Origin of the sequence: Mesorhizobium sp. M8A.F.Ca.ET.218.01.1.1, from assembly GCF_004791165.1 — a bacterium.
GTDB lineage: Bacteria > Pseudomonadota > Alphaproteobacteria > Rhizobiales > Rhizobiaceae > Mesorhizobium.
In genome coordinates, this window is the sequence record NZ_SRUZ01000002.1 from 819,515 (window position 1) to 842,579 (window position 23,065).

General features: G+C 64.7%; 21 protein-coding genes. 10 read left to right on the top strand and 11 right to left on the bottom strand.

All coding sequences use genetic code 11. From position 1 onward, the window contains the following. Positions 1-148 precede the first annotated feature (148 nt). From EN861_RS10225 to EN861_RS10240, 4 genes are read left to right on the top strand one after another with little or no spacing between them, the layout of a single operon-like run. A complete protein-coding gene (locus EN861_RS10225) occupies positions 149-499 on the top strand; it encodes a cupin domain-containing protein (RefSeq protein ID WP_127872867.1) in 351 nt (116 codons plus the stop codon). Positions 500-527: 28 nt separating this feature from the next. Further along, positions 528-869: a cupin domain-containing protein gene (locus EN861_RS10230; protein ID WP_135863368.1), complete on the top strand. Its 342-nt coding sequence runs from the start codon at positions 528-530 to the stop codon at positions 867-869. Between the two features lie 20 nt (positions 870-889). Continuing rightward, positions 890-1,234, top strand: a complete 345-nt coding sequence (locus EN861_RS10235) for a cupin domain-containing protein (protein ID WP_135863370.1) — start codon at positions 890-892, stop codon at positions 1,232-1,234. 20 nt (positions 1,235-1,254) lie between these two features. Next, positions 1,255-2,763, top strand: coding sequence for an aldehyde dehydrogenase family protein (locus tag EN861_RS10240; RefSeq protein ID WP_135863372.1), 1,509 nt, complete (start codon positions 1,255-1,257; stop codon positions 2,761-2,763). Between the two features lie 145 nt (positions 2,764-2,908). Here the strand turns inward: EN861_RS10240 and EN861_RS10245 are convergent, their stop codons facing one another. From EN861_RS10245 to EN861_RS10270, 6 genes are all read right to left on the bottom strand, one after another. Next, complete coding sequence (locus EN861_RS10245; RefSeq protein ID WP_135863374.1) at positions 2,909-3,733, bottom strand: hypothetical protein; 825 nt, start codon at positions 3,731-3,733, stop codon at positions 2,909-2,911. 285 nt (positions 3,734-4,018) lie between these two features. Then, positions 4,019-4,780 carry a glucose 1-dehydrogenase gene (locus tag EN861_RS10250; protein ID WP_127278200.1) on the bottom strand — a complete coding sequence of 254 codons (762 nt, stop codon included), beginning with the start codon at positions 4,778-4,780 and terminating at the stop codon, positions 4,019-4,021. 13 nt (positions 4,781-4,793) lie between these two features. Beyond that, the gene (locus tag EN861_RS10255) at positions 4,794-5,606 is read right to left on the bottom strand and encodes an ABC transporter permease (protein ID WP_135863378.1); all 813 of its coding nucleotides are present in this window, start codon (positions 5,604-5,606) and stop codon (positions 4,794-4,796) included. Further along, entirely contained in the window at positions 5,606-6,469 is an 864-nt protein-coding gene (locus tag EN861_RS10260) for an ABC transporter permease (RefSeq protein ID WP_135863380.1), read from the bottom strand. Before EN861_RS10260 ends, EN861_RS10255 begins: the two co-directional genes overlap by 1 nt. Before the next feature lie 63 nt (positions 6,470-6,532). Then, a complete protein-coding gene (locus EN861_RS10265) occupies positions 6,533-7,696 on the bottom strand; it encodes a spermidine/putrescine ABC transporter substrate-binding protein (protein ID WP_127280014.1) in 1,164 nt (387 codons plus the stop codon). Continuing rightward, complete coding sequence (locus tag EN861_RS10270; protein ID WP_127280015.1) at positions 7,677-8,813, bottom strand: ABC transporter ATP-binding protein; 1,137 nt, start codon at positions 8,811-8,813, stop codon at positions 7,677-7,679. The genes EN861_RS10265 and EN861_RS10270 overlap by 20 nt, the downstream gene beginning before the upstream one ends. A gap of 112 nt (positions 8,814-8,925) precedes the next feature. On the opposite strand from EN861_RS10270, the gene EN861_RS10275 reads away from it, so the two are divergent. Further along, positions 8,926-9,738, top strand: a complete 813-nt coding sequence (locus EN861_RS10275) for a LuxR C-terminal-related transcriptional regulator (RefSeq protein WP_127280016.1) — start codon at positions 8,926-8,928, stop codon at positions 9,736-9,738. Positions 9,739-9,752: 14 nt separating this feature from the next. Here EN861_RS10275 and EN861_RS10280 read toward each other — a convergent pair whose 3' ends face one another. The 5 genes from EN861_RS10280 to EN861_RS10300 form a co-directional block, all read right to left on the bottom strand. Beyond that, positions 9,753-11,825, bottom strand: coding sequence for a 3-hydroxyacyl-CoA dehydrogenase NAD-binding domain-containing protein (locus tag EN861_RS10280; RefSeq protein ID WP_135863382.1), 2,073 nt, complete (start codon positions 11,823-11,825; stop codon positions 9,753-9,755). 128 nt (positions 11,826-11,953) lie between these two features. Then, positions 11,954-12,901, bottom strand: a complete 948-nt coding sequence (locus EN861_RS10285; protein WP_135863386.1) for an ABC transporter permease — start codon at positions 12,899-12,901, stop codon at positions 11,954-11,956. 3 nt (positions 12,902-12,904) lie between these two features. Further along, the gene (locus EN861_RS10290; RefSeq protein ID WP_127872856.1) at positions 12,905-13,885 is read right to left on the bottom strand and encodes an ABC transporter permease; all 981 of its coding nucleotides are present in this window, start codon (positions 13,883-13,885) and stop codon (positions 12,905-12,907) included. Position 13,886: 1 nt separating this feature from the next. After that, the gene (locus EN861_RS10295; protein WP_245512015.1) at positions 13,887-15,407 is read right to left on the bottom strand and encodes a sugar ABC transporter ATP-binding protein; all 1,521 of its coding nucleotides are present in this window, start codon (positions 15,405-15,407) and stop codon (positions 13,887-13,889) included. A 49-nt stretch (positions 15,408-15,456) separates the two neighbouring features. Further along, entirely contained in the window at positions 15,457-16,470 is a 1,014-nt protein-coding gene (locus tag EN861_RS10300; protein WP_127280402.1) for an ABC transporter substrate-binding protein, read from the bottom strand. Positions 16,471-16,680: 210 nt separating this feature from the next. On the opposite strand from EN861_RS10300, the gene EN861_RS10305 reads away from it, so the two are divergent. The 5 genes from EN861_RS10305 (at position 16,681) to EN861_RS10325 (ending at position 22,956) form a co-directional block, all read left to right on the top strand. Continuing rightward, positions 16,681-19,101, top strand: a complete 2,421-nt coding sequence (locus EN861_RS10305; RefSeq protein ID WP_135863388.1) for a glucan 1,4-alpha-glucosidase — start codon at positions 16,681-16,683, stop codon at positions 19,099-19,101. A gap of 49 nt (positions 19,102-19,150) precedes the next feature. After that, a complete protein-coding gene (gene gnd / locus EN861_RS10310) occupies positions 19,151-20,167 on the top strand; it encodes a phosphogluconate dehydrogenase (NAD(+)-dependent, decarboxylating) (protein ID WP_127277935.1) in 1,017 nt (338 codons plus the stop codon). Between the two features lie 22 nt (positions 20,168-20,189). Next, complete coding sequence (gene zwf, locus EN861_RS10315; RefSeq protein WP_127872854.1) at positions 20,190-21,566, top strand: glucose-6-phosphate dehydrogenase; 1,377 nt, start codon at positions 20,190-20,192, stop codon at positions 21,564-21,566. Between the two features lie 14 nt (positions 21,567-21,580). Further along, positions 21,581-22,285 (top strand): ROK family protein, encoded by a 705-nt coding sequence (locus EN861_RS10320; protein WP_135863539.1) that lies wholly within the window; start codon positions 21,581-21,583, stop codon positions 22,283-22,285. A gap of 206 nt (positions 22,286-22,491) precedes the next feature. Beyond that, entirely contained in the window at positions 22,492-22,956 is a 465-nt protein-coding gene (locus tag EN861_RS10325; RefSeq protein ID WP_127277932.1) for a MucR family transcriptional regulator, read from the top strand. Positions 22,957-23,065 lie beyond the last annotated feature (109 nt).

A 23,065-nucleotide genomic window follows, 5' to 3' on the forward strand; every position in this document is an offset into this window, starting at 1 on the left:
CGCGACTGCCTTCGCCAATTTTCGACGTCGATGACGAAACGCCGAGGCCGAAGTTGCCGATCTCCCCCCTCGTGGGGGAGATGTCCGGCAGGACAGAGGGGGGCGCCGTAGAGCACGAGCTTCTCAGGCGGCGCGCAGGAGCATCAGCATGACTTCCTCCGCCCCGCACCTCCACCAGGCCTCGACCCGCACCGACCTCGTCGACTGGGGCGTCCAGCCCGATGCCCTGTCGGGCGTCTCCCACTCCACCGGCAAGCTCGTGCACAAAGGGCCGAACAATCAGCCGGAATCCGGAATATGGGTCTGCACACCGGGCCGCTGGCGGCTCTCGATTCCGCGCGACGAACTGTGCCACTTCGTCGCCGGCCGCGCGACCTACCGGTCGGATGTCGGCGAGGTGATAGAAATCTCCAGGGGAAGCGTGGTCATGTTTCCCGCCGGCTGGACGGGCGAATGCACCGTGCATGAGACCATGCGCAACGTCTACATGCTGGCGTGAGCAAGAATAAGCCGCAGAGGAGCAAGACATGCCGACACCGCATTGGCCTGAGGCCTCGACCGTGGAGCTGGAAGATTGGGGCGCGGGCGCCAACACGCTCGCCGGCGCGCCGCGGGCCTCAGGCAAGATCCTCTCCAGGAATCCGGACGGATCGAGCGAGTGCGGCCTGTGGTCGTGCACGCCGGGCACCCGCAAGGTGACCTTTGCCGCCGACGAGTTCTGTCATTTCCTGTCGGGGCGCGGCAGCTATGTCAGGGACGATGGCGAGGACATCCCGGTCGGAGCCGGCACGCTCATCTTCTTTCCCGCCGGCTGGACCGGCATCTCCATCATCACGCAAACGCTGACCAAGGCCTTCATGTGCCGGTGAGCACTTACCAGGAAAATCCTATGACCACGCCGATCATGCAATCGCCGCTTGCCATCACGGACCTCGTCGACTCGGGCGTCATCCCGACAATGATCGAGGGGCAATCCCATACGTCGGGCAAGCTGCTCCACAAGGGGCCGGAAGGCCGTTCGGAATGCGGCCTCTGGGTCTGCACGCCAGGCAAGTGGCACTGCCACGTCACCCGCGACGAGTTCTGCCACTTCCTGGAGGGTCGCTGCACCTACGTGCATGAGTCCGGCGAGGTCATCGAGATCGAGCCGGACACGGCGGCCTTCTTCCCGCAGGACTGGAAAGGCGTCTGCACCGTCCATGAGACGATCAAGAAGGTCTACATGATCCGTTGAGCGGATCCGAGAGGATGTCCATGCATTTCTCCCCCGGCCGGCCGATTTTCTTCGTCAATCCGGACTACCGGCCAATGACCGGCGCGAACAGGCCGGTAATCGATCCGGCGACGCTGGAAACCGTCGGCGCGATCGCGGCGGCCAGCGACGGCGAGGTCGACACCGTGCTCACCGCCGCGACCAAGGCGCAGCTTGCCTGGAAAAAGCTCGACGCCAAGAGCCGGGCAAAGCATCTGCACGCCGTCGCCAACGCCATCGAGGCGGCGGACTTCACGCGCTGCGCCGAACTGATGGTGCGCGAGATGGGCAAGCCCTATCCCGAAGCCATCGGCGAGATCGCCAATTGCGCGCCGATCTTCCGCTACTATGCCGAGATGGCGCGCGACGATGCCGGCAAGATCGCCGGCACGACGCAGGCCGGCTCGTTCCAGTATGCGCGCTACGAGCCCTATGGTGTCTCCGTCCACATCATGCCCTACAACTTTCCGATCCTGCTGATGTGCTGGACCGTCGCGGCCTCGCTCGCCGCCGGCAACGCCTGCGTCATCAAGCCGGCGGAAGCGACGACGCTCTCGACGCTGGACTACATGACCGTATTCCGGTCGCTGCCCGAGGGCCTCGTCTCCTGCTTGCCTGGTGGCGCGGCCACCGCGCAGGCACTGATCAGTGCCGATCGCACCGATGCGGTCGCTTTCACCGGCTCGGTCGCGGCCGGCAAGGCGGTGGCCGTGGCCTGCGCGGAACGCATGAAGCCTTGCGTCATCGAGGCCGGCGGCAGCGATCCGCTGATCATCAGCCAGCACGCGCCGCTCGACGTGGCGGCGGCTGGCTCCGTCACAGCCGCCTTCCACCTCACAGGCCAGGTCTGCACGTCGGCCGAGCGATTCTTCGTCGTCGATTCGGTCCACGATCGCTTTGTCGAACTGTTTGCCGAGAAGACACGGGCGCTGCGCATCGGCAACGGCATGGACAGAACCGAGATCGGCCCGCTGGTCAGCGAGGCAGCACGGGCCAAGGTCATGCGGCTGGTCGACGATGCCATCTGCAACGGCGCCACGGCCATTACCGGCGGCCGCATCCCGCCGGAGCACAACACCGGCTGGTTCTACGAGCCGACCATCCTGACTGGCGTCACCCCAGACATGGCGATCGTGCGCGAGGAGTGTTTCGGCCCGGTCGCCGCCATCTGCCGGGTTAGGGATTTCGACGAGGCGATCCGGCTTGCCAATGACAGCCCGTTCGGGCTCGGCGCTTCGGTGTTCACGACGGATCTGGCCGAAGCGCATGAGGCGGCCGAACGGCTCGAGGCCGGCATGGTCTGGGTCAACAACCCGCTGATCGACAATGACGCCCTGCCCTTCGGCGGCTGGAAGGCTTCCGGCCTTGGCCGCGAACTCGGGCGCCAGGGGCTCGACGCCTTCCGCCGCTCGAAGATGGTCATCATCGATCACAGACCGGCCATCCAGGACTGGTGGTATCCCTATCCCGACAGCTGGTTTCGCGAGACCGGCGGCCGCAAACACGTATGAAGAATGGCGCGCGGCAACACCGCGCGCCCTATCCTTATGCCTCGATCGCTACGACCAGGACGTGCGAGCAGGAAAAGCAATGCCGCCGGGCAAAGCCCAGCGGCATCTTCTTCGACTGGCTACCGCCTTTTTCAGGGACGATCCGCTACGGCGTCGTTCCCGCCTGAAGCTTGGCCGCCATCTGATCGATCTTGTCGGCAAGGACGCCTTGGGCCCAGGCCGTGACATCGGCGTCGACGGGCTTGTTGGCCATATCCGCCAGTGCCGCGTCGAGCGCCGCCGGATCCGTGCCGACCGCTGCCGCGGCAGCGTCGGCCTCGGCCTGGTCGGCCGCCGCATTGTCGGCGGCCACCACGGCCTCCTGTGCGGTGACATCTGCCTGCAGGGCCGCTATCTGGCCAGGCAAGGCCGCCTGTTCTTCGGGCGTCATGGCGGCGATCTGATCCGGCGTCAGCGACGTCAGCGCGCTCAGCTGCGAATTCAGGTCATCTAGCTGGGCTTGGGCGGCGGCGGCCGTGGCGGCGGCGGCAGCGGCCGCTGCTTGCGCATTCTTGGCCGTCGCCGATTGCGTCACGAAGGCCTGAATGCCGGCAAACTTCTTGCTCTTGGAGTTCATGTAGGCGTTGATGTTGCGCTGCAGCGAGTTCAGCCGGCCGAGTTTGGCGTGAATGTTCTTGTCCTTCGGTACGGACGAGACTGTTGTGGTCGTATCGACCGTGGTGTCGGTGGTTGTGTCGGTTTCCGTCTTGGCTGCATGTCCCGGTGCCGACGACGACTTGCCATGCGAAGCACCGCTGTTGCCGCTGCCATTACCGTGGGTGCCGCCGTTGCCATTGCCACCGCCATTCCCGTTGCCGCCGCCGTTACCTCCGCCATTGCCGCCATTGCCATGTCCATTGCCGGCGAGCGCCGGAGACGCCAGAAGCGCCAAAGCGGCCAGCGCCGCGAACAGAGTTTTCCGGTTTGTCATGTTAATCTCCTCGGGAATCGCCTACTCGCCCACCGCTGAACCATCTGGGTATGAGAAATCGCTAATTATACCCGGTAAACTTTAGACAAACTCGGTCGCAATCCGAGAGCGGACGCCGTTACCAAGCTGTAACAAGTTGAAAAGTCACAGAAATTGCCGCTCTGGTCCTGCCATGGCACTGAAGTCCCATGACAACCAGACCATAGTCCTGTGCCGTCCGACGCCACGCAAACCGCAGCAAAAAGGGGGCTGAAATGGGAAGGTCGATAGATGAAAGCGTCGGTGTCAGCCGATACTTTCGCCGCCATCGATCACCAGCGCCTGCCCGGTCATGAAGGACGAGCGGTCCGAGACGAGGAACAGGATCGCCTCGGCGATCTCTTCGGCCACGGCCCAGCGCCCCATCGGGATCTTGGTGCGGACATAGGTTTCGATCGCCTCGCGTCCGCCCATCTGGGCGATGAACGGTTCGTTGAAGGGCGTGTCGACCCAGCCCGGGCAGAGCGCGTTGACACGCACATTGTGCCGGGCATAGTCGAGCGACATCTGCCTGGTCATCGCCACCACGGCATGTTTCGATGTCGCGTAGGCGATCATCTCGCGGTCATAGAAGACACCCGAATTCGAAGCCGTGTTGAGGATGACGCCGCCGCCTTGCGCAATCATCGACGGCATGACGATCCTTGCCGCGAGAAACTGCGCCCGCACATTGACCCGCCACGAGGCGTCCATGCCGGCGGTCTCGACCTCGGTCAGCGTGCCGCCGACCTGGATGCCGGCATGATTGTGCAGGATGTCGATGCGCCCATGCTTCTCGAGCGTGCCGGTTATCAGGTGCTCGACAGCCACGTCCTCCCCGACATCGGTGGCGATGGCCTCGGCCCGGCCGCCCACTGCGCGGATGCCTGAGGCTGTTGCCTCGCCGGCGGCCGCATCCCGGTCGGCGATGACGACCACCGCACCTTCCCTGCCCATGATCATGGCGCCGGCACGCCCGATGCCGGATCCGGCGCCTGTCACCACGGCGATGCGGTCTTTGAGGATCATGGAGCAGCAGCTTTCAGTTGGATGGCTTGCGCTGGCGCAGCTGCCATTGGGCAAGCACCACGAGCAGGACGGAAGCGACGAGCACGATCGTCGCGATGGCGTTGATCTCCGGCGTCACCCCGCGCCGGATCGACGCGAACACATAGATCGGCAGCGTCGTCTGCGCGCCGGCGACGAAGAAGGCGACGATGAAATCGTCGAAGGAGAAGGTGAAGGCCAGCAGGAAGCCGGCGACCACCGCCGGCATGATCTGCGGCAGGACGATCGAGCGGAACGTCGTCAGCGGCGTCGCGTAGAGATCGCTCGAAGCCTCGACCAGATTGCGGTCGAGGCTGCCCAGACGCGTGCCGACGATCATCGTCACCAGCGCCATCGAGAACAGGCCATGCGCGGCGATGATCGAGCCGTAGCCGAGCGACAGGCGCGGTGGCTGGTCACCGGGCCAGACCGAGGCGAGGAACGGGTTGACGACGGCGAACAGCTGGACGAGCGCGACCAGCGTCGAGATGCCGATGACGACGCCGGGAACGACGATCGCCGCGCCAAGCAGCCCATCGAAGACGGCGCGGGTTCTGACGCCGACACGCGCCAGGCCAAGGGCTGCCGCGGTGCCGAACACCGCCGCCAGCAGGGCGCTGGTGGTGGCAATGAACAGGCTGTTCTTCAGCGCCTCGACCAGGAACGGGTTGGACAGCGCCTTGCCGTACCATTGCACCGAGAAGCCGGTGAACTCGCTGGCATGGTGGCCGGCGTTGAAGGAAAACAGCACGACCAGCACGATAGGCAGATAGAGGAACGCGAAGACGGCAATGACGAAGGCGCGCATCAGATGAGGTCCACCCGGCGGGCGCCCGCAACCCGGTTCGAAATGCGGTTGGCGACAATCAGCACCACCACCGAGACCAGCACCAGCGTGATTGCGATGGCCGATCCGAACGGCCAGTTGCGCGACTGCAGGAACAGGTCGACCAGCGCGTTGCCGATGAAGAACACCTTGCCGCCGCCGAGCAGCGTCGGGATCAGGTACTCGCCAAGCAGCAGGATCATGACCAGCGAAAAGCCGGTCATCACGCCCGGCAGCGACAGCTTCAGGGTCACACCAAGGAAGGTGGAGAGCGGGGTCGCGCCGAGATCGGCCGAAGCTTCCAGCAGCCTTCGGTCGAGCCGCTCGAGGCTGACATAGATCGGCAGGATCATCAGCGGCAGATAGCCGTAGACGATGCCGAGCAGGACGGCACCCGGCGTGTTGATCAGCCTGACATCCTCGATGCCTACGAAGGCGAGCAGCGCGGGGATGCCGCGTCCGCCCAGAATGTACATCCAGGCATAGGTGCGCATCAGCAGGCTCGTCCAGAACGGAATGACGACCAGCGCAAGCAGGATCAGCCGCCAGCGCTGCGGCGCCTGCAAGGCAAGATAATAGGCGACCGGATAGGCAACGAGCAGGCAGGCAAGCGCGCCCACCGGCGCCAGCACCATGGTGTTCCAGAACGCGGTCGCCCGCGCCGGAAGATTGGCGTATTGCGCCAGCGTGAAGGCCGCCTGGTATCCGCCCTCGGGGGCCCGCTCGCCGACGCTGAACACGGCTATGGCGATGAACGGCAGCACCAGGAACACCACCAGCCATACTGTCGCCGGCGCGAGCAGCAAGGCGGTCAGGAAATTATGCCGAAATCTGTTGCCGTGCATCGAAACCGTCCCGGTACCGGCGGACATGGGCCCGCCGGTCGTTTGTCTTTGTCCAGGCCAGTCTCAAGCCGATTTGAAGCGCGCCATCAGTTCGGCACGGCCCGGATCGGTCAGCGTTGCCGCCGCGCCGAATTCGAGCGGCGTCAGCAAGTCCGCCGCCGGATAGAGGATCGGATTGTCGAGCACTTCCTTGGGCAGCAGCTTGTTGACGCGCGCATCGGTGGAAGGAGCGCCGTTGGCGAGGTGCTCCTTCACCGCGACCTGCGGGTTCATCAGATAGTTGAGCAGCGCGTAGCCGGCGGGCTTGTTCGGCGCGTCCTTCGGGATGGCATAAAAATCGGTCCAGATCTCGCCGCCTTCCTTGCCAAGCACATAGGCGATCTCGGGAATGTCGCGATGCAGCTGCGCGCCGTCATTGGTCCAGCACATCGTCATCCACGCGTCGCCCGCGCGCATGCCCGGCTGGTAGTCGGACGAGACGGCGAACAGATGCGGCTTGACCTTGAGCAGCAGTTCCTCCGCCTTGGCGAGCTCGTCCTGCTTCAGCGAATTGAACGAATAGCCGTAATATTTCAGCGCGTTGCCGATGGTGGTGAGCTGATAGTCATGCACCATGGTGCGGCCATCGCCCTCGGCCATGGCGGTGTCCCAGAACTCCTTCCAGCTCGTCATCGGCTTGGCGAGCTTCTTGGTGTTGACGGCAAAACCCGTCGTGCCCCAGTTCTTCGGCACGGCGTAAATAGTGCCATCGATGGTACCCTCGGAGGTGAAACGCGCATCTTCCTGGGTGCCATCGAAGTTCGGCAGCTTCGCCATCTCCAGCGGCTCGATGATGCCGAGCTTCTTGTAGGTCGAGATCGTATAATTGGTCGGCACGAACAGGCTCCAGCCCGAGGCGCCGGCCTGCAGCTTGGCCAGCATCTCCTCATTCGAGCCGAACACGTTGACCTCGACGGCGACGCCCGTGTCCTTCTTGAAGTTCTCGAAGGTCTGCGGGTCATGATAGTTCGGCCAGGTGGCGATCGACATGCGGTCGCCAAGGCTTTCGGCGGCGAAGGCCGGCGTCGGCATGATGCCGATCTCGCGCGCCATCACCGCCGTTGCGATGCCGAGGCCGGTGAGGCCAAGGAAGTCGCGGCGGCCGATCGAGCCGCGCTTCAAGCGCATCAGCTGGTCGACGAAATTCTCGGGGCTTATCGGCAGTCCGTCACGATATGATTTCGACATGTTTGTTTACCCTCTGGTTGGTCCCGTTGTTCTTGGTCTCCGGAAACGCGAGCGGCGTCCCGGTGGCAAAGCCGATGGCGACGGGTTCACCCGGCTTGAAGAGATTGCCTTGGCCGATCAAATGGTCGGCCTTGGCGAGTAATGTTCCGATGCCCTGGACCTCGATCGCGTATTCCGCCGTCGATCCCAGGAAAATCCGGTTGCGGACGACACCCTTGAGCGGGCCGCTTGCCGGAGCGCCGAGGCTGAGTGATTCAGGACGCAGGCTGACCGAGACGGTCTCGCCCTGTTGCAAGGCGGTGCGTTTGCGCGCCGCGATGATGGTGCCGTCCGCCAGCGCAACGTCCACCAGCTCGCCCGTATGCCCCGCGACCTTGCCGGCAAGCAGATTGGTCTTGCCGACGAAATCGGCCACGAACAGATCGGCAGGCTCGTCGTAGATCTCATTGGGCTGTCCAAGCTGGACGATGCGGCCGCCATTCATGACGCAGACGAAATCGCTCATCGACAGCGCTTCCTCCTGGTCGTGCGTCACCAGCACGAAGGTGATGCCGATCTCGCGCTGCAGGTTCTGCAGCTCGATCTGCATGTCGGTGCGCAGCTTCTTGTCGAGCGCCGCCAGTGGCTCGTCGAGCAACAGCACCGCTGGCTTGTTGACCAGCGCGCGCGCCAGCGCGACACGCTGCTGCTGGCCGCCGGACAGTTCGTGGATCTTGCGGCCGCCATAGCCGGCGAGCCGCACCATTTCGAGCGCTTCGCCGGCCCGCTGGCCGATCTCGCGCGACGACAGCCGTGGCCTTGCCTGGCGCAGGCCATAGGAAACATTGGCTTCGACGTCGAGATGCGGGAACAGCGCGTATTGCTGGAACACCATGTTGACCGGCCGCCGGTAGGGTGGCGTGCCGGCCATGTCCTGGCCGCGGATGAACACCTGGCCTTCGCTCGGCTGTTCGAAGCCGCCGATCATGCGCAGGCAGGTCGTCTTGCCGCAGCCAGACGGTCCAAGCAGCGCAACGAAGGCGGAGGGCGGCACGGCAAGGTCGATACCGCTGACCGCAGTCACCGCGCCATAGCGCTTGGCCACGCCGCGAAATTCGATGTCGGGCACTGCGGTCAAGGCTGCGGCTCCAGGACGATGCGATTTCAAGACGCTACCAGAGCCAATGGCAGCTAGTATATACCTCGCGGGTGGTATATCTGATCTATTTTCTCGTTTAAGGGGGTATTGATTGAGCACTTCCCGCAGCGACGAATACAGCCGGCTCGCCGCCCTTGTCGCGGCGACGCGGGAGACGAGCGGCGACCTGTTCGGCCACGCGATGGTCGATTGGCTGCGCCAGCATGTCGGCTTCGACCACTGCGTGATCTTCGGCTATCGTGGCGCCTCACGACCGCCATTGCTGTTCGAGACGTTCACACCGGCCGAAAGCCACGTCTTCGTCGCGCTCTACCAGGAGGGGCCTTACCTGCTCGACCCGTTCCATCACGCGGCGGTCGAGCGCAAGGAAGGGTTCTGGCGCATGCGGGAACTCGCGCCCGATCGTTTCTACGCCAGCGAATATTTTCGCTCCTACTACAGCCAGACCCGGTTGGCCGAGGAAGTCGGCTTCTTCGTGCCGCTGCCGGGCAAGGACGCGCTGGTGCTGTCGTTGATGCGGCTCAGTGCTTCCGGCCCGTTCGGCACCGCCGATGCCAGGCTGCTGCGCGACATGGCGCCCGCGGTGATCAGCTTCATCAGATCGCGCTGGCCTGCCCTCCCCGCCGACGAACCGGCCGTGACGAAGCAGGACGAGGAAATAGCCGCGGTCAACGAATTCGACCGCGCCCATATCTGGAAAAGCCTGTCACTGACGCCGCGCGAAAAGCACGTCGTCGACCTGGTGCTGCAGGGGCATTCGACGGAATCGATCGCCAGGGCCATGCGCATCGTGCCGGGAACCGTGAAGGTCCATCGCCGCAACATCTACCGCAAGCTCAAGATCAAGTCGCAGGCCGGCCTTTTCGCCCGCTTCGTCGAGATCATCGACGCGCGGATCCGATGATTCCGCTACCCGGATCAGGCTGTTGAGCCGGCTTCCCAAGAGCCGCTCTCAGCCATCCGCTTGAGCAAGGACGCCGGCTTGAAAACATCCTTGCCGGTCAGCTCCAGCCAATATTCGAGCCGCTCGATGATCTTGCCCGCGCCTACGAGACCGGCCCAGAACATCGGGCCGCCCTTGCCGATGGGAAAGCCGTAGCCATTGACCCAGACGACATCGATGTCGGAGGCGCGGGCTGCAATCCCTTCCTCCAGAATTTTCGCGCCCTCGTTGATCAGGGGATAGAGCGTGCGTTCGATGATCTCGTCTGCGGCTATCGTGCGCGGCGCGATGCCCTTTTCGGCGGCCTTGTCGCGGATCAGCGCCTCGACCTCGGGATCGGGTATCGGCGTGCGCGAACCGTTCTCGTAGAGATAGAAGCCACGGCCGGTTTTCTGGCCGAAACGGCCCTGCTCGCACAGCGTGTCGGCGATGACGGCCGTCAGCCCACGCGCCTTGCGGTTGCGCCAGCCGATGTCGAGGCCGGCCAGGTCGCCCATCTGGAACGGCCCCATCGGCCAGCCGAAATCGGTGAACGCCTTGTCGATCTGGCTGGGTGTCGCGCCCTCCAGCAGCAGCGCTTCCGATTCCGAGCCACGCGCGGCCAGCATGCGGTTGCCGACGAAGCCGTGGCAGACGCCGACGACGACTGCCACCTTGCCGATCCTGCGTGCCAGGTCGACGACGGTCGCCAGCGCATCCGGTGCCGTCTTTTCGGCGCGCACGATCTCCAGCAGCTTCATGACGTTGGCCGGCGAGAAGAAATGCAGGCCGAGCACGTCCTGTGGTCGCGAGATCGAGGCGGCGATCTCGTCGATGTCGAGATAGGACGTGTTGGTGGCAAGGATGGCGCCTGGTTTCGCCACCGCGTCGAGCTTGCCGAAGATTTCCTTCTTGACCGCCATGTCCTCGAACGCCGCCTCGATGATCAGATCGCAATCGCCGAGATCGGCATGGTCGATCGAGCCTTTGAATTGACCGAGCCGCTGCTGCCTGGCGTCTTCGCTCAAGGAGCCGCGTGTGACCGAGACGGCATAATTCTTCTCGATCGTCGCCAGCCCTCGCTGCAGCGCTTCCTGACTGGTTTCCAGCAAGGTGACGGGATGGCCGCCATTGGCGAAAGCCATGGCGATGCCGCCGCCCATCGTGCCGGCGCCGATGACGCCGACGCGGCTGATCCTGCGCTTGACGACATCCTTGCCGGGGAGCTTGGCCGCCTCGCGCTCGGCGAAGAACAGATGCCGTTGCGCGCGCGACTGGTCGCTGGCGACGAGTTTCACGAACAGCGCCCGCTCGACCGCCAGCGCCTCGTCGAAGGGCAGCGTGACGGCATTGCGCACCGCCTGCGCACAGGCAACAGGCGCCTCGAGCCCGCGCGCCTTCCTGGCAAGATCCGCCGCCTCGGCATCGAAGGCGGCAAGGTCGGTTTCCCCCAGACTTTCATCGCGTTCGCGCACCGGCGTGAACGGACCACCCTTGCGGGCGATCTCGCGGGCGAAATTCACGGCATGCGTGGTCAGATCACCCTCGAAAACGGCATCGACCAGACCGGTGCCATGCGCCTCTTGCGCGCCAATCGGGGTGCCGGAAACGATCATCCTCATCGCCTTTAAAGCGCCCACGAGACGCGGTAGCCGCACCGTGCCGCCGCCGCCGGGCAACAAGCCGAGCTTCACCTCGGGAAGGCCGAGCTTCGCGCCTTGATCGGCAACACGGAAATGACAGCCGAGCGCCAGTTCCAGCCCGCCGCCGAGCGCGGTGCCGTGAATGGCGGCGACCGTCGGCTTGGCGATGGCTTCAAGTGTCGCCACGATGGCGCGCAGGTCTGGCTGCTGCACCGGCTTGCCGAATTCGGTGATGTCGGCGCCGGCGACGAAGGTCCGGCCGGCGCAAGCAATGACGATTGCCGCGACCGATGCGTCATCGCGCAGGGCGACCAGGGCCTGCATCAGCGGCTCGCGGACGTGAAAACTCAGTGCGTTGACCGGCGGATTGTCGATGGTGACGATGGCCACGCCACCCTCGTTCGCGACGCTGACAGAATTGGACAAGCGGAGGCCTCCCGGGACCGACTGAGATCGCGGACCGGTTTACTAGGCCACGCCGCGAATGGGAACCGGATGTTGAACTGGTCCAATGATTGGCCCGACAGGCCGCGGTCGCGCCGTCGACGTTGCAGTCAGCGCACCGCCTTCTCGCCACCCGCCGCCGTGATCACCCCTACGATGATCAGCCCGGTAAGCAGAAGCCGCACGCCGGCGCTGACGCCGAATGTGTTGAGCATGGTGAGCAGCAGCACCAGGAACAGCGCCGCGCCCCAGACGCCGGGCACATTGGCTTTGCCGCCGGCCACCGACGTGCCGCCGATGACGACGACCGCGATCGAAGCCAGCAGATATTCATTGCCGATATCGACATTGGCGCCGCGGAAATAGCCGGCGAGCAGCGCGCCGTCGATGCCGCCGAGCGCCCCCGACAGCGTGTAGGTGAGGAAGCGGATGCGGCCGACATTGACGCCGGCGAGCCAGGCGGCGCGGATGTTCTGGCCGATCGCCAGCACCGAGCGGCCATAGATCATGCGCTGCAAGGCGATGGCCGCGCCGATGGTGAACAGCACGGTGAGCATCGCCAGCACCGGAATGCCCAGCACCTGCCAGTTGGTGAAATCGGCGAAGCCCGGCGGCGGCTTGATCTGCAGCCCGCGCCCGTAGCTGATGTCGACCGACTGGATGATGAAGCTCGCCGACAACGTGGCGATGATCGGCGGAATGCGCAGCGCCCAGATCAGCAGGTAGTTGATGGCGCCGATGGCGGCACCACAGGCGAGCGCCGCCAGCAATCCAACCACGATCATGGCATCGCTGCCGCCCATCACCTTCATGGCAACCGCGCTTGCCAGGCCGATATTGGCCGGCAGCGACAGGTCGACATTGCCGGGCCCGAGCGTGATGACGAACATCTGGCCGACGCCGACGATGACCGTGAACACGGCAAGCGAGAGCGCCGCCGTGACCATGCCGCCGGCGCCATAGCCGCCGGTGAAGGCGATCGTCGCCAGCCACACCAGCAGCGCACCGGCAAACGACCAGATCCAGGGTTTTGTGAGCAGCGTTTTCAGCGAAGCCATCGCTCACCTTTCCCTGCGGCTGATCAGCACCCGCGCCGCCAGCACGATGATCAGGATGGCGCCGTTGGCGGCCACCTGCCAGTCGGGCGGAATGTGCATGAAGGTGAGCAGCGGCGAGGCGGCCAGCGCCAGCGTCAGCGCGCCGATGACGGCGCCGATCGGCGAGACCCGGCCGCCGACGAACTCGCCGCCGCCGAGGATGACGCCGGCGATGGCCAGCAGCGTGTAGCCATTGCCGATATTGGCATCCGCCGAGGTGGTGATGCCGATCAGCGCCATGCCCGACAGCACGCCGAACAGGCCGGCCAGCGCAAACAGCACGATCTTGGTCTTGAGCAGCGACCAGCCGGCGCGCCGCAGTGCTGCCGGATTGCCGCCGGAGCCGCGCAGGATCACGCCGTAGGAGGTGCGCATCAGGCCGAAATGCACCACCGCCGCGATCAGCAGCGCGGCGATGATCGGGAACGGAATGAAGAGCGGCTTGAACGACATGATCGCCAGCAGCCAGTCCGGCGCCTTACCGCCGGGCTTTGGCAGGACGAGGATGGCCAGGCCCTGCCAGACGAAACTCATGCCCAGCGTCACCACGATGGAAGGCAGGTTGCGCAGATGGATCAGCGCGCCGAGCAGCGCATAGATGCCGATCGACCCGGCGAGGATGAGGACGCCGATGAGCGGCGCGTCCTTCAGCCATGTCGCCGTGACGCAGCCGACAAAACCGACAAAGGTGCCGATCGACAGATCAAGCTCGTTGCCGGCTATGACGAACATCTGCGCGATCGTCGCCAGCGCGATCGGGATAGCCAGGTTCAGCATCAGGCTGAAGCCGAAATAGCTGATGGCGCGCGGGTTGAGCCAGGCGATTGCGGCCAGCACCAAGGCCAGCGACAGCGCTGGCAGCAGGGCGCGCAACAGCCGCGCCCGCGCCGCCGCATTGCGCGCCGCCGATCCCTTGAAGCCATTGTCGATTGGCGTCGCCGTCATCTCAGGCCGCGTCGCCGAAGGAGGACTGGATGATCTTCTCCTCGGTCAGCTCGTCGCGCGTCAAATTGGCGACGATGCGGCCGTTCTTGAAGACATAGATGTGATCGCAATTGTCGAGCTCTTCGGTTTCGGTCGTGTACCAGAGGAAGGTGCGTCCGCGGCCAGCCTCCTCGCGCACGAGGTCGTAGACCTCCAGCTTGGTGCCGATGTCGACGCCGCGCATCGGATCGTCCATCAGCACGATTTCGGCATCGGAGCCCAGTGCGCGGGCAAACAGGGCCTTCTGCTGGTTGCCGCCCGACAGTGAAAAGATGTTGTTGTCCATGTCGGGCGTGCGGATGCCGATCTTCTTCTTCCAGGCATCGGCGAGTTCCGCCTCGCGTCGCGGCGAGATCAGCAAGCCGTTGCGCAGACGCGCCAGCGAGCGGATGCCGATATTCTGCGCAATCGACCATTGCGGGAAAATGCCGTCCGACTGGCGGTCGCCCGCCACCAGCGCCACCGGCGCCGTGACCTCGATGCCGGCTTTGGCGCGTGCGGTGGCACCAAAGATCCGCAGCAGCAAGTCGGTCTGTCCGTGACCGGCCAGCCCGGCAAGGCCGATGATCTCGCCGGCACGGGCGACAAGCTCCTTGCCGTCAGTCTGCCCGGCGGGCCGCGCCCGGACGCGCAGCGGGCTGGCGCCTGGCTTTGCGGCAGCGGCCTGCGCGGCGGTCTTCTGGCGCGCCTCAGCCCCGCCCATCACCGTCACCAGCCGGTCGCGGTCGAAGGCGCCAGCCGCGTCCGACGCCACCATCTTGCCGTCGCGCATCACCACGATCCGGTCGGCGTTGCGCAACACCTCGCCCAGCACGTGCGAGATCAGGATGCAGCTTTTCCCGCCAGCGACGAAGCGGCGCACGAAAGCCAGCAGCTGGCCTGCCGTGTGCGCGTCGAGCGAGGAGGTCGGCTCGTCGAGGATGACCAGGTCGAGCCGGTCCTGCGTCACCGTGAAGGCGCGCGCCACCTCGACCATCTGCCGCCGGCCGATCGACAGATCGCCGACAATGTCCCAGGCCGAGATGCCATGGTCCGGGAATATCTCGTCTAGCTTGGCGGCGATCAGCTCGGCCGCCTTGCGCCGCCAGCCGAAGCCGGACAGCGAGGCATGGTTGATGCGGGTGTTTTCGGCGACGCTGAGATTGGGACACAGCGACAGCTCCTGGAACACGCAGCGTATGCCGAGCTGCTGCGCCCGCGAAACCGAGTAGTTCTCCTCGATGACGCCATGCACGCCGATGGTGCCGCTGTCGGGCGTCAAGGTGCCGGCCACCATATGCATCAGCGTCGATTTGCCGGCGCCATTATGGCCGACGAGGCCGACGCATTCGCCGGGTCCGACATGGAAATCCACCCCGCCCAGCGCTCTGACGGCGCCGAAATGCTTTTCGGCACCGTCAAGTCTGACGACGTCAAGAGTGGCGGCGCCGAACTGTTTTTCGGCGCCGCCCAGCCTGATGATGCCCGTGTTGCCTGCAGCCATGCTCAACGATATCCGTTCAGTGATGCGCTAGGCAACGCGGATGCGGCTTTCACTTGATGTTGGCTTTGATGGCCGCGATGGCATCTTCCTGGGTGTATTCGTGAGTGGCGACGCCACCCTCCTTGATCTTAGGCAGGGCCGCCTCGAAATCGTCCTGGGTGAAGGCGAGATACGGCACCAGCAAATCGTGCGGAATGTCCTTGCGGCCATCGAGCACCTGCTGCGCCACCCAGAAGGCGAGCGTCGACACGCCGGGCGCGATCGACGCCGACCAGGTCTTGTAGCCGTCCTTCTCCTTCTGTTCCTTCCACCACTTCAGCTCGTCCTGCCGGTTGCCCATGATGATGGTCGGGCGCGGCTTGTTGGCGGCGGCGAAGGCTTGCGCGGCGCCATAACCGTCGCCGCCCTGGTCGACGATGCCGACGATGTCGGGCAGCGACGGCAGGATGGTCGCGACCGCCTTCTGCGCCGTGGTCTGGTCCCAGTCGCCGGTCACCGAACCGACGATCTTGAATTCGGGATGGGCAGCGACCCCTTCCAGGATACCGGCATGGATGGCGTCGTCGATCGAGGTGCCGGCCAGCCCGCGGATTTCAAGCAGATTGCCGCCCTTGGGCTGGAACTTCGCCATCTGCTCGACTTCCTGCTTGCCCATGTCCTTGAAGTCGACGACGACGCGGTAGGCACATGGCTCGGTCACCGTGCCGTCGAAGGAAACGACGGTGATGCCGGCGTCGCAGGCCTGCTTGATGGCGCCGTTGAGCGCGTCCGGCGAAGCGGCGTTGATGACGATGGCGTCATAGCCCTGCAGGATCAGGTTCTGCACCTGGGCGGCCTGCGTCGGCACCTCCTTGTCGGCGGTGGTGAAGACATCGGCCGCGCCGACGATCTTGTCGTCGACCGCCTTCTTCGTGACGATGCCATAGCTGTCGAGCATGGCCTGGCGCCACGAATTGCCGGCGTAATTGTTGGAGAACGCGATCTTCTTGCCGCTGGTGTCGGCGAAAGCCGTACCGGCTGCGAGCACCGCCGCAAGCGTGCCGAGAACCAATAATTTCTTCATAGGATACTCCTCCCGAGAGTTGTTGATCAGTTGGCTGTCGATGAATTTTCGCGATTGCGATCCTGTTTTTTATCTATTGTCAGACAAAAGTGCAGAAGGCCGCCGAGCTGTCAACTGCAATCCGATGCGCGCCGGCGATCAACTTGCAGTGCGCTGATTGAAATGGTTTCGGTTGATGGCTAGGCATGCGGGCCAGGAGACCGAACAAGCATGGCAGTGACGCCGATTGTGCCGACGGGCGCACCGGGAATTCCCGCGCGCTGGACCTCTAGCGCCAAGAGCGGCGTCGGCGTGGCGCTTTCGCCGTCCAGTCGCGTCTGGTTCACCATCAGCCACGGCATCCTGAACGAAGTGTATTATCCGCGCGTCGACAGCGCCTGCACGCGCGACCTCGGCCTGATCGTCACCGGCAAGGATGGATATTTCTCCGAGGAGAAGCGCGATGCCGCGCACGGCATCGAGCCGTTCGGAGATGGCGTGCCCGCCTACAGGCTGGTCAACACGGCTGATGACGGCGCCTACCGGATCGAGAAGCGCATCGTGGCCGATCCGGCTCGTCCGACGTTGCTGCAGGAGATCACCTTCAGCCCGCTCAAGGGCTCCGCGGCCGACTACCGCGTCTACGCGCTTCTGGCGCCGCATCTGGTCAATGCCGGCATGGGCAACACCGCCTGGGTCGGCGAGCACCGGGGAAAGCCTGTCCTGTTTGCCTCGGGGCGCGGCACCTGCCTGGCGCTGGCCTCGTCGCTGCCCTGGCGGGACTGTTCGACCGGCTATGTCGGCTTCTCCGACGGCTGGCAGCAATTGAACCACACCGGCAAGCTTGATCCGGCTTGCCGGCGCGCCGAGGACGGCAATGTCGCGCTGACCGGCGAGATCGGCTTCACCGCCACGAAGACAAAAGCCGTGCTGGCGCTGGGTTTTGGCGCGACACCGGACGAGGCCGCCGAAAACGCCTTCGCCAGCCTGAAGCGTGGTTTTGAGCCGGCAGCGAGATCCTATGTCGAAAGATGGCACGAATGGCAGGCGGGGCTGCTGCCGCTGGACCGGACGCCCGGAGTGCCCGGGGTGAACAGCTACCGCGTCTCCACCGCGGTGCTGGCAACCCACCGGTCATTGGCCAAGCCGGGCGCGGCGGTGGCCAGCCTATCGATCCCGTGGGGATTCAACAAAGGCGATGATGATCTCGGCGGCTACCATCTGGTCTGGCCGCGCGACCTGGTCGAAACGGCGGGCGGCTTCCTCGCCGCCGGCGATGCCGCCTCGGCCCTTCGGATCCTGGAATACCTCCGCTCCATCCAGCAGCCTGACGGCCATTGGCCGCAGAATGCCTGGCTCGACGGATCGGCCTATTGGCCGGGCATCCAGATGGACGAATGCGCCTTTCCCTTGCTGCTGGCAGACGCCCTGCATCGCGCCGGCCATTTGCCGCAGGCGCGACTGAAGGCCTTCCTGCCCATGATCGAGCGCGGCGCTTCCTATGTCGTGCGCAACGGCCCTGTCACCGGCGAGGACCGCTGGGAAGAAGACGCCGGCTATAGCCCGTTCACCCTGGCCGTCGAGATCGCTGCACTGCTCGCCGGCGCGGACCTGCTCGACGCCTGCGGCCGGACGGCGGAGGCGGCCTATCTGCGCGAGACCGCGGACTGCTGGAACGATCAGGTCGAGCGCTGGACCTATGTCACCGGTACCGCCACCTGCAAGGTGGCCGGCGTCGCCGGCTACTACGTCCGCATCGCGCCGCCCGACAGCGCCGATGCCGGCTCGCCGAAGGACGGCTATGTGCCCATCAAGAACCGCCCGCCCGGCGACACGGAACGACCGGCCGAAGAAATCGTCAGCCCCGACGCCCTGGCGCTGGTGCGCTTTGGCCTGAGAGCCGCCGACGATCCGCGCATCGTCGATACAGTGAAGGTGATCGATGCGCAGTTGCGCTGCGAGCTGCCGCAAGGGCCGCTCTGGTACCGCTATAACAGTGACGGCTATGGCGAACACGAGGATGGCGCGCCCTTCGACGGCACCGGCCAGGGCCGGCCGTGGCCGTTGCTCGCCGGCGAACGGGCGCATTATGAGCTGGCGGCCGGCCGCAAGGACGAGGCGGCCAGCCTGCTCGATGCGCTGGAACGGTCGGCCGGACCCGGCGGCCTGCTGCCCGAACAGGTCTGGGATGGCGCCGATATTCCGGAGCGCGAGCTGCTGCATGGCAAACCATCGGGCAGCGCCATGCCGCTGGTCTGGGCGCACTCCGAGCATATCAAGCTGCTGCGTTCGCTGCGCGACGGCGCCGTCTTCGACATGCCGCCGCAAGGCGTGAAGCGCTACATCGAGAACAAGACCATATCGCCGTTCAGGCCATGGCGCTTCAACAACAAGATCCGCACGCTGCCGGCCGGCAAGGCGCTGCGTATTGAATTGATGGCAGCAGCCACTGTCCACTGGAGCACCGACGATTGGGCAACCGCGCATGACAGCCAGACGGTGGAAAACGCGTTCGGCATCCACCTTGTCGATCTGCCCACGGCCGGCCTCCCCGAGGGAAACACGCTCGTCTTCACTTTTTTCTGGCCCGGCACCGGCGATTGGGAGAATGTCGACTTCTCTGTCATATCTGGCGGGCAGGATAGCCAGTAGACCCTTCTCCAGGGATACCCGAGACTCTTCAGCAAACAGGGACGAAACCATGCAGATCGGAATGATGGGACTGGGCCGGATGGGCGCCAACATGGTGCGGCGTCTGATGCGCGACGACCACGAATGCGTCGTCTACGACATCAACCCGGCCAGCGTCGCGGCGCTGGTGAGCGACGGCGCGTCTGGAGCGGCCTCGATGGCGGAATTCGTCGGCAAGCTCACCAAGCCGCGCTGCGTGTGGCTGATGCTGCCGGCGGCGATCACCGGCAAGATCATCGACCAGGTCTCGGCGCTGATGGAGCCTGGCGACATCGTCATCGACGGCGGCAATTCCTATTATCACGACGCCGTCGACCAGGCCGCGAAACTCGCCACCAAGGGCATCCACCTTGTCGATGTCGGCACCAGCGGCGGTGTCTGGGGGCTGGAGCGTGGCTACTGCCTGATGATCGGCGGCCCCGACGTGGCGGTGCAGCATCTCGATTCGGTCTTTGCCACGCTGGCGCCTGGCGCCGATGCCGGCGCACCCACCCCGGACAAGACCGTCGGCACCGCACCCTTCGGTTACTTGCATTGCGGACCGAGTGGCGCCGGCCACTTCGTCAAGATGGTGCACAACGGCATCGAATATGGCGTCATGGCCGCCTATGCCGAAGGCATGAACATCCTGAAGTCGGCCAATGCGGGCAAGCGGCAACGAACGGCGGACGCCGAGACCAGCCCGTTGGAAAACCCGCAATACTACCAGTTCGACATCGATCTTCCGCAGGTGGCCGAGGTGTGGCGGCATGGCAGCGTCATCGGCTCCTGGCTGCTCGATCTCACCGCCGGCGCGTTGAAGAGCGATCCGGGCCTGGCGCAATTCGGCGGCCGGGTTTCGGATTCCGGCGAGGGCCGCTGGACGCTGAAGGCGGCGATCGACACCGGCGTGCCGGCGCCGGTCCTGTCCTCGGCCCTGTTCGACCGCTTCTCCTCGCAAGGCGAATCCGAATTCGCCGACAAGCTGTTGTCCGCCATGCGCTACGCCTTCGGCGGCCACATCGAAAAGCCGAAGGGCGGCAAGTGACGGCGACAGGGGAGACGCAGGCATGAGCCAGGAACGGTCCGACACGCTGGTGCTCTTCGGAGCGACCGGCGACCTCGCCCACAAGAAGATATTTCCAGCCCTCTACCAGATGGTCGCCAAGGGCACGCTCACCGAACCGGTGATCGGCGTCGCCTTCGACGCCTGGGATTTGAAGCAATTGCAGGACCGTGCCCGCGACGGCATCGTCAACGCGCTCGGCACGATCGACGAGAAGGTGTTCGCCAAGCTGGCGTCGCTGCTGCGCTATGTCAGCGGCGACTACCGCGATCCGGCCACTTTCGAGAAGCTGAAGACCGCACTCGGCAGCGCCCAGCGGCCGCTGCACTACATGGCGGTGCCGCCGACCATGTTCGAGACTGTCGTGCAAGGCCTGGAGCAATCCGGCACCGCGCACGGCGCCCGGCTGATGGTCGAAAAGCCCTTCGGCCACGATCTGCAGTCGGCCCGCTGGCTGAACCGTGTGCTGCATTTGGTGTTCGACGAACAGTCGATCTTCCGCATCGACCACTATCTCGGCAAGGAAGCGATCCAGAACCTGCTCTATTTCCGCTTCGCCAACGCTTTGCTCGAGCCGATCTGGAACCGCAATTACGTCGAGAGCGTCCAGATCACCATGGCCGAGGATTTCGGCGTCGAAGGGCGGGGGCGGTTCTACGACGATGTCGGCGCTATCCGCGACGTCATCGAGAACCATCTGCTCAACATCCTGCTGCTCTTGGCCATGGAGCCGCCGGTCGGCCGCTCGGCGGATGACTTGATCGACGAGAAGGTGCAGGTGCTGCGCGCCATCCGCACCCTGACCAAGAGCGATGTCGTGCGCGGCCAGTTCACCGGCTATCTCGCCGAGCCCGGCGTCGCGCCGAACTCGCCGGTCGAGACCTTCGCGGCGGTGCGTTTTTTCGTCGACACCTGGCGCTGGCAGGACGTGCCGTTCTTCATCCGCGCCGGCAAGAACATGCCCGTGCATGTCACCGAGGTGGTGGTGCGGCTGAAGCGGCCGCCGCTCGACGTCTTCGACCCGATCAAGCCCGCCGACCAGAATTATGTCCGTTTCCGCATCGACCCGCAGGTGATGATCGCCATCGGCGCCCAGCGCAAGGCGCCCGGCGACGACATGATCGGCGAGCAGGTGGAACTGACCGCGCTCGACGACTCGAAGGGCGACATGCCGCCCTATGAACGGCTGATCGGCGACGCCATGAACGGCAATGGCCAGCTCTTCACCCGTCAGGACGCGGCGGAACTGGCCTGGCGCATCGTCGGCCCGGTGCTCGGCGACACCACGCCGCCACATCTTTACGAGCCGAAGACATGGGGACCGGAGGACGCCATGGCCGGCTTCGGGCCGCCCAATGGCTGGATCGATCCGGTGGCATGAACGGAGGGGACAAGATGGCCAAGGCGGTGAAGCAGGTTGCGTCGGACACCGGGCAGGTTGTCCTTTCGGTCGACATTGGCGGCTCGCGCGTCAAGATCCTGACCAGCGACGGCGGCACCGAGCGCCGGACGGATTCCGGACCGGACCTGACGCCGCGGCAAATGATCGACAAGGTGAAAAAGCTCGCCGAGGGCCTGTCCTATGACGTTATCTCCATGGGCTATCCAGGCCCGGTGCGCCACAACAAGCCGATGCTTGACCCCATGAATCTCGGCAAGGGCTGGGCCGGCTTCGATTTCGCCGCGGAGTTCGGCAAGCCAGTCAAGGTCGTCAATGATGCGCTGATGCAGGCCATCGGCAGCTATGAGGGCGGGCGCATGCTGTTCCTCGGTCTCGGAACCGGCCTCGGCGCGGCGATGGTCTTCGACAATGTCGGTCAGCCGATGGAACTCGCCCATCTTCCCTACCGAAAAGGCCGGAGTTTCGAGGATTATGTCGGCGAACGCGGCCTGGAAAAACGCGGCAAGAAGAAGTGGCGCGGCTATGTCTTCGACGTCGTCAACCGGCTACGAGCCGCCCTGCAGCCAGACTATGTCGTCATCGGCGGCGGCAATGTCGACAAGCTCTACGAATTGCCCGCCCACTCCAGACGCGGTGACAACACACGCGCCTTCGAAGGCGGATTTCGTCTATGGCGCGACAAGGCGCTGATCGTCTGAGAGTATTACAGTTTAGTATAGTCGTTCAAAATGACGTGTGATGCCGCGCCGATAGATTGCATTGTGCAGATTTGCCGACTAGGAAGTCAGCCCCACTACATCGCGTCGCGCGCGACGCACAATGACGACGCACTTTAATTTTGCGCATCATCCTTTTTGAAAACGGCCCCATTTTCGAGGTCATGCGCCATGGATGGAGAAATAGATTGACCGACGAAGACAGCCACGCCAGCAAGACCCTCGACCTTCTCGAACTGACCGCCCATATCGTATCGGCTTATGTCGAGAAGAATCGCCTGCCTGCGTCCGGCCTTCCCGAGCTGATCGCCAGCGTCAGCGCCTCGATCAGCGGGCTCGGTCAGCCGGTCGCTCCGGTGGCGGCACCGCTGGTCCCGGCCGTCAACCCGAAGAAGTCGGTGACGCCGGATTTCATCATCTGCCTCGAGGACGGCAAGAAATTCAAATCGCTGAAGCGTCACCTCGGCGTGCATTTCGGCCTGACGCCGGATGCCTACCGCGCCAAATGGGGCTTGCCGTCTGACTATCCGATGGTTGCTCCCAACTATGCGGCTTCGCGCTCCGAACTGGCGAAGTCGATCGGCCTCGGCCGCAAGGCCGTCGCCCCGGCGCCCGTCAAGGGCAAAGGCCGGAAGGCCAAGGTTTCGGCCTGAGCAATTCAGTCCTGAGCCAATATTTAGGACGACTGGAACGGAAGCCTGCCGGCGAAAATCGCCTTGGCAGGCTTCATGTTTTTGTGGCTTGGATGAACCGGACAGGTGC

Coding starts and splice junctions, on each gene's coding strand:
- EN861_RS10230 (WP_135863368.1), top strand. CDS start 528: ATGCCGACACCGCATTGGCCTGAGGCCTCGACCGTGGAGCTGGAAGAT.
- EN861_RS10285 (WP_135863386.1), bottom strand. CDS start 12,901: ATGGCTTCGCTGAAAACGCTGCTCACAAAACCCTGGATCTGGTCGTTT.
- gnd (WP_127277935.1), top strand. CDS start 19,151: ATGCAGATCGGAATGATGGGACTGGGCCGGATGGGCGCCAACATGGTG.
- EN861_RS10290 (WP_127872856.1), bottom strand. CDS start 13,885: ATGACGGCGACGCCAATCGACAATGGCTTCAAGGGATCGGCGGCGCGC.
- EN861_RS10250 (WP_127278200.1), bottom strand. CDS start 4,780: ATGATCCTCAAAGACCGCATCGCCGTGGTGACAGGCGCCGGATCCGGC.
- zwf (WP_127872854.1), top strand. CDS start 20,190: ATGAGCCAGGAACGGTCCGACACGCTGGTGCTCTTCGGAGCGACCGGC.
- EN861_RS10245 (WP_135863374.1), bottom strand. CDS start 3,733: ATGACAAACCGGAAAACTCTGTTCGCGGCGCTGGCCGCTTTGGCGCTT.
- EN861_RS10225 (WP_127872867.1), top strand. CDS start 149: ATGACTTCCTCCGCCCCGCACCTCCACCAGGCCTCGACCCGCACCGAC.
- EN861_RS10295 (WP_245512015.1), bottom strand. CDS start 15,407: ATGGCTGCAGGCAACACGGGCATCATCAGGCTGGGCGGCGCCGAAAAA.
- EN861_RS10260 (WP_135863380.1), bottom strand. CDS start 6,469: ATGCACGGCAACAGATTTCGGCATAATTTCCTGACCGCCTTGCTGCTC.
- EN861_RS10235 (WP_135863370.1), top strand. CDS start 890: ATGACCACGCCGATCATGCAATCGCCGCTTGCCATCACGGACCTCGTC.
- EN861_RS10320 (WP_135863539.1), top strand. CDS start 21,581: ATGGCCAAGGCGGTGAAGCAGGTTGCGTCGGACACCGGGCAGGTTGTC.
- EN861_RS10255 (WP_135863378.1), bottom strand. CDS start 5,606: ATGCGCGCCTTCGTCATTGCCGTCTTCGCGTTCCTCTATCTGCCTATC.
- EN861_RS10265 (WP_127280014.1), bottom strand. CDS start 7,696: ATGTCGAAATCATATCGTGACGGACTGCCGATAAGCCCCGAGAATTTC.
- EN861_RS10240 (WP_135863372.1), top strand. CDS start 1,255: ATGCATTTCTCCCCCGGCCGGCCGATTTTCTTCGTCAATCCGGACTAC.
- EN861_RS10305 (WP_135863388.1), top strand. CDS start 16,681: ATGGCAGTGACGCCGATTGTGCCGACGGGCGCACCGGGAATTCCCGCG.
- EN861_RS10300 (WP_127280402.1), bottom strand. CDS start 16,470: ATGAAGAAATTATTGGTTCTCGGCACGCTTGCGGCGGTGCTCGCAGCC.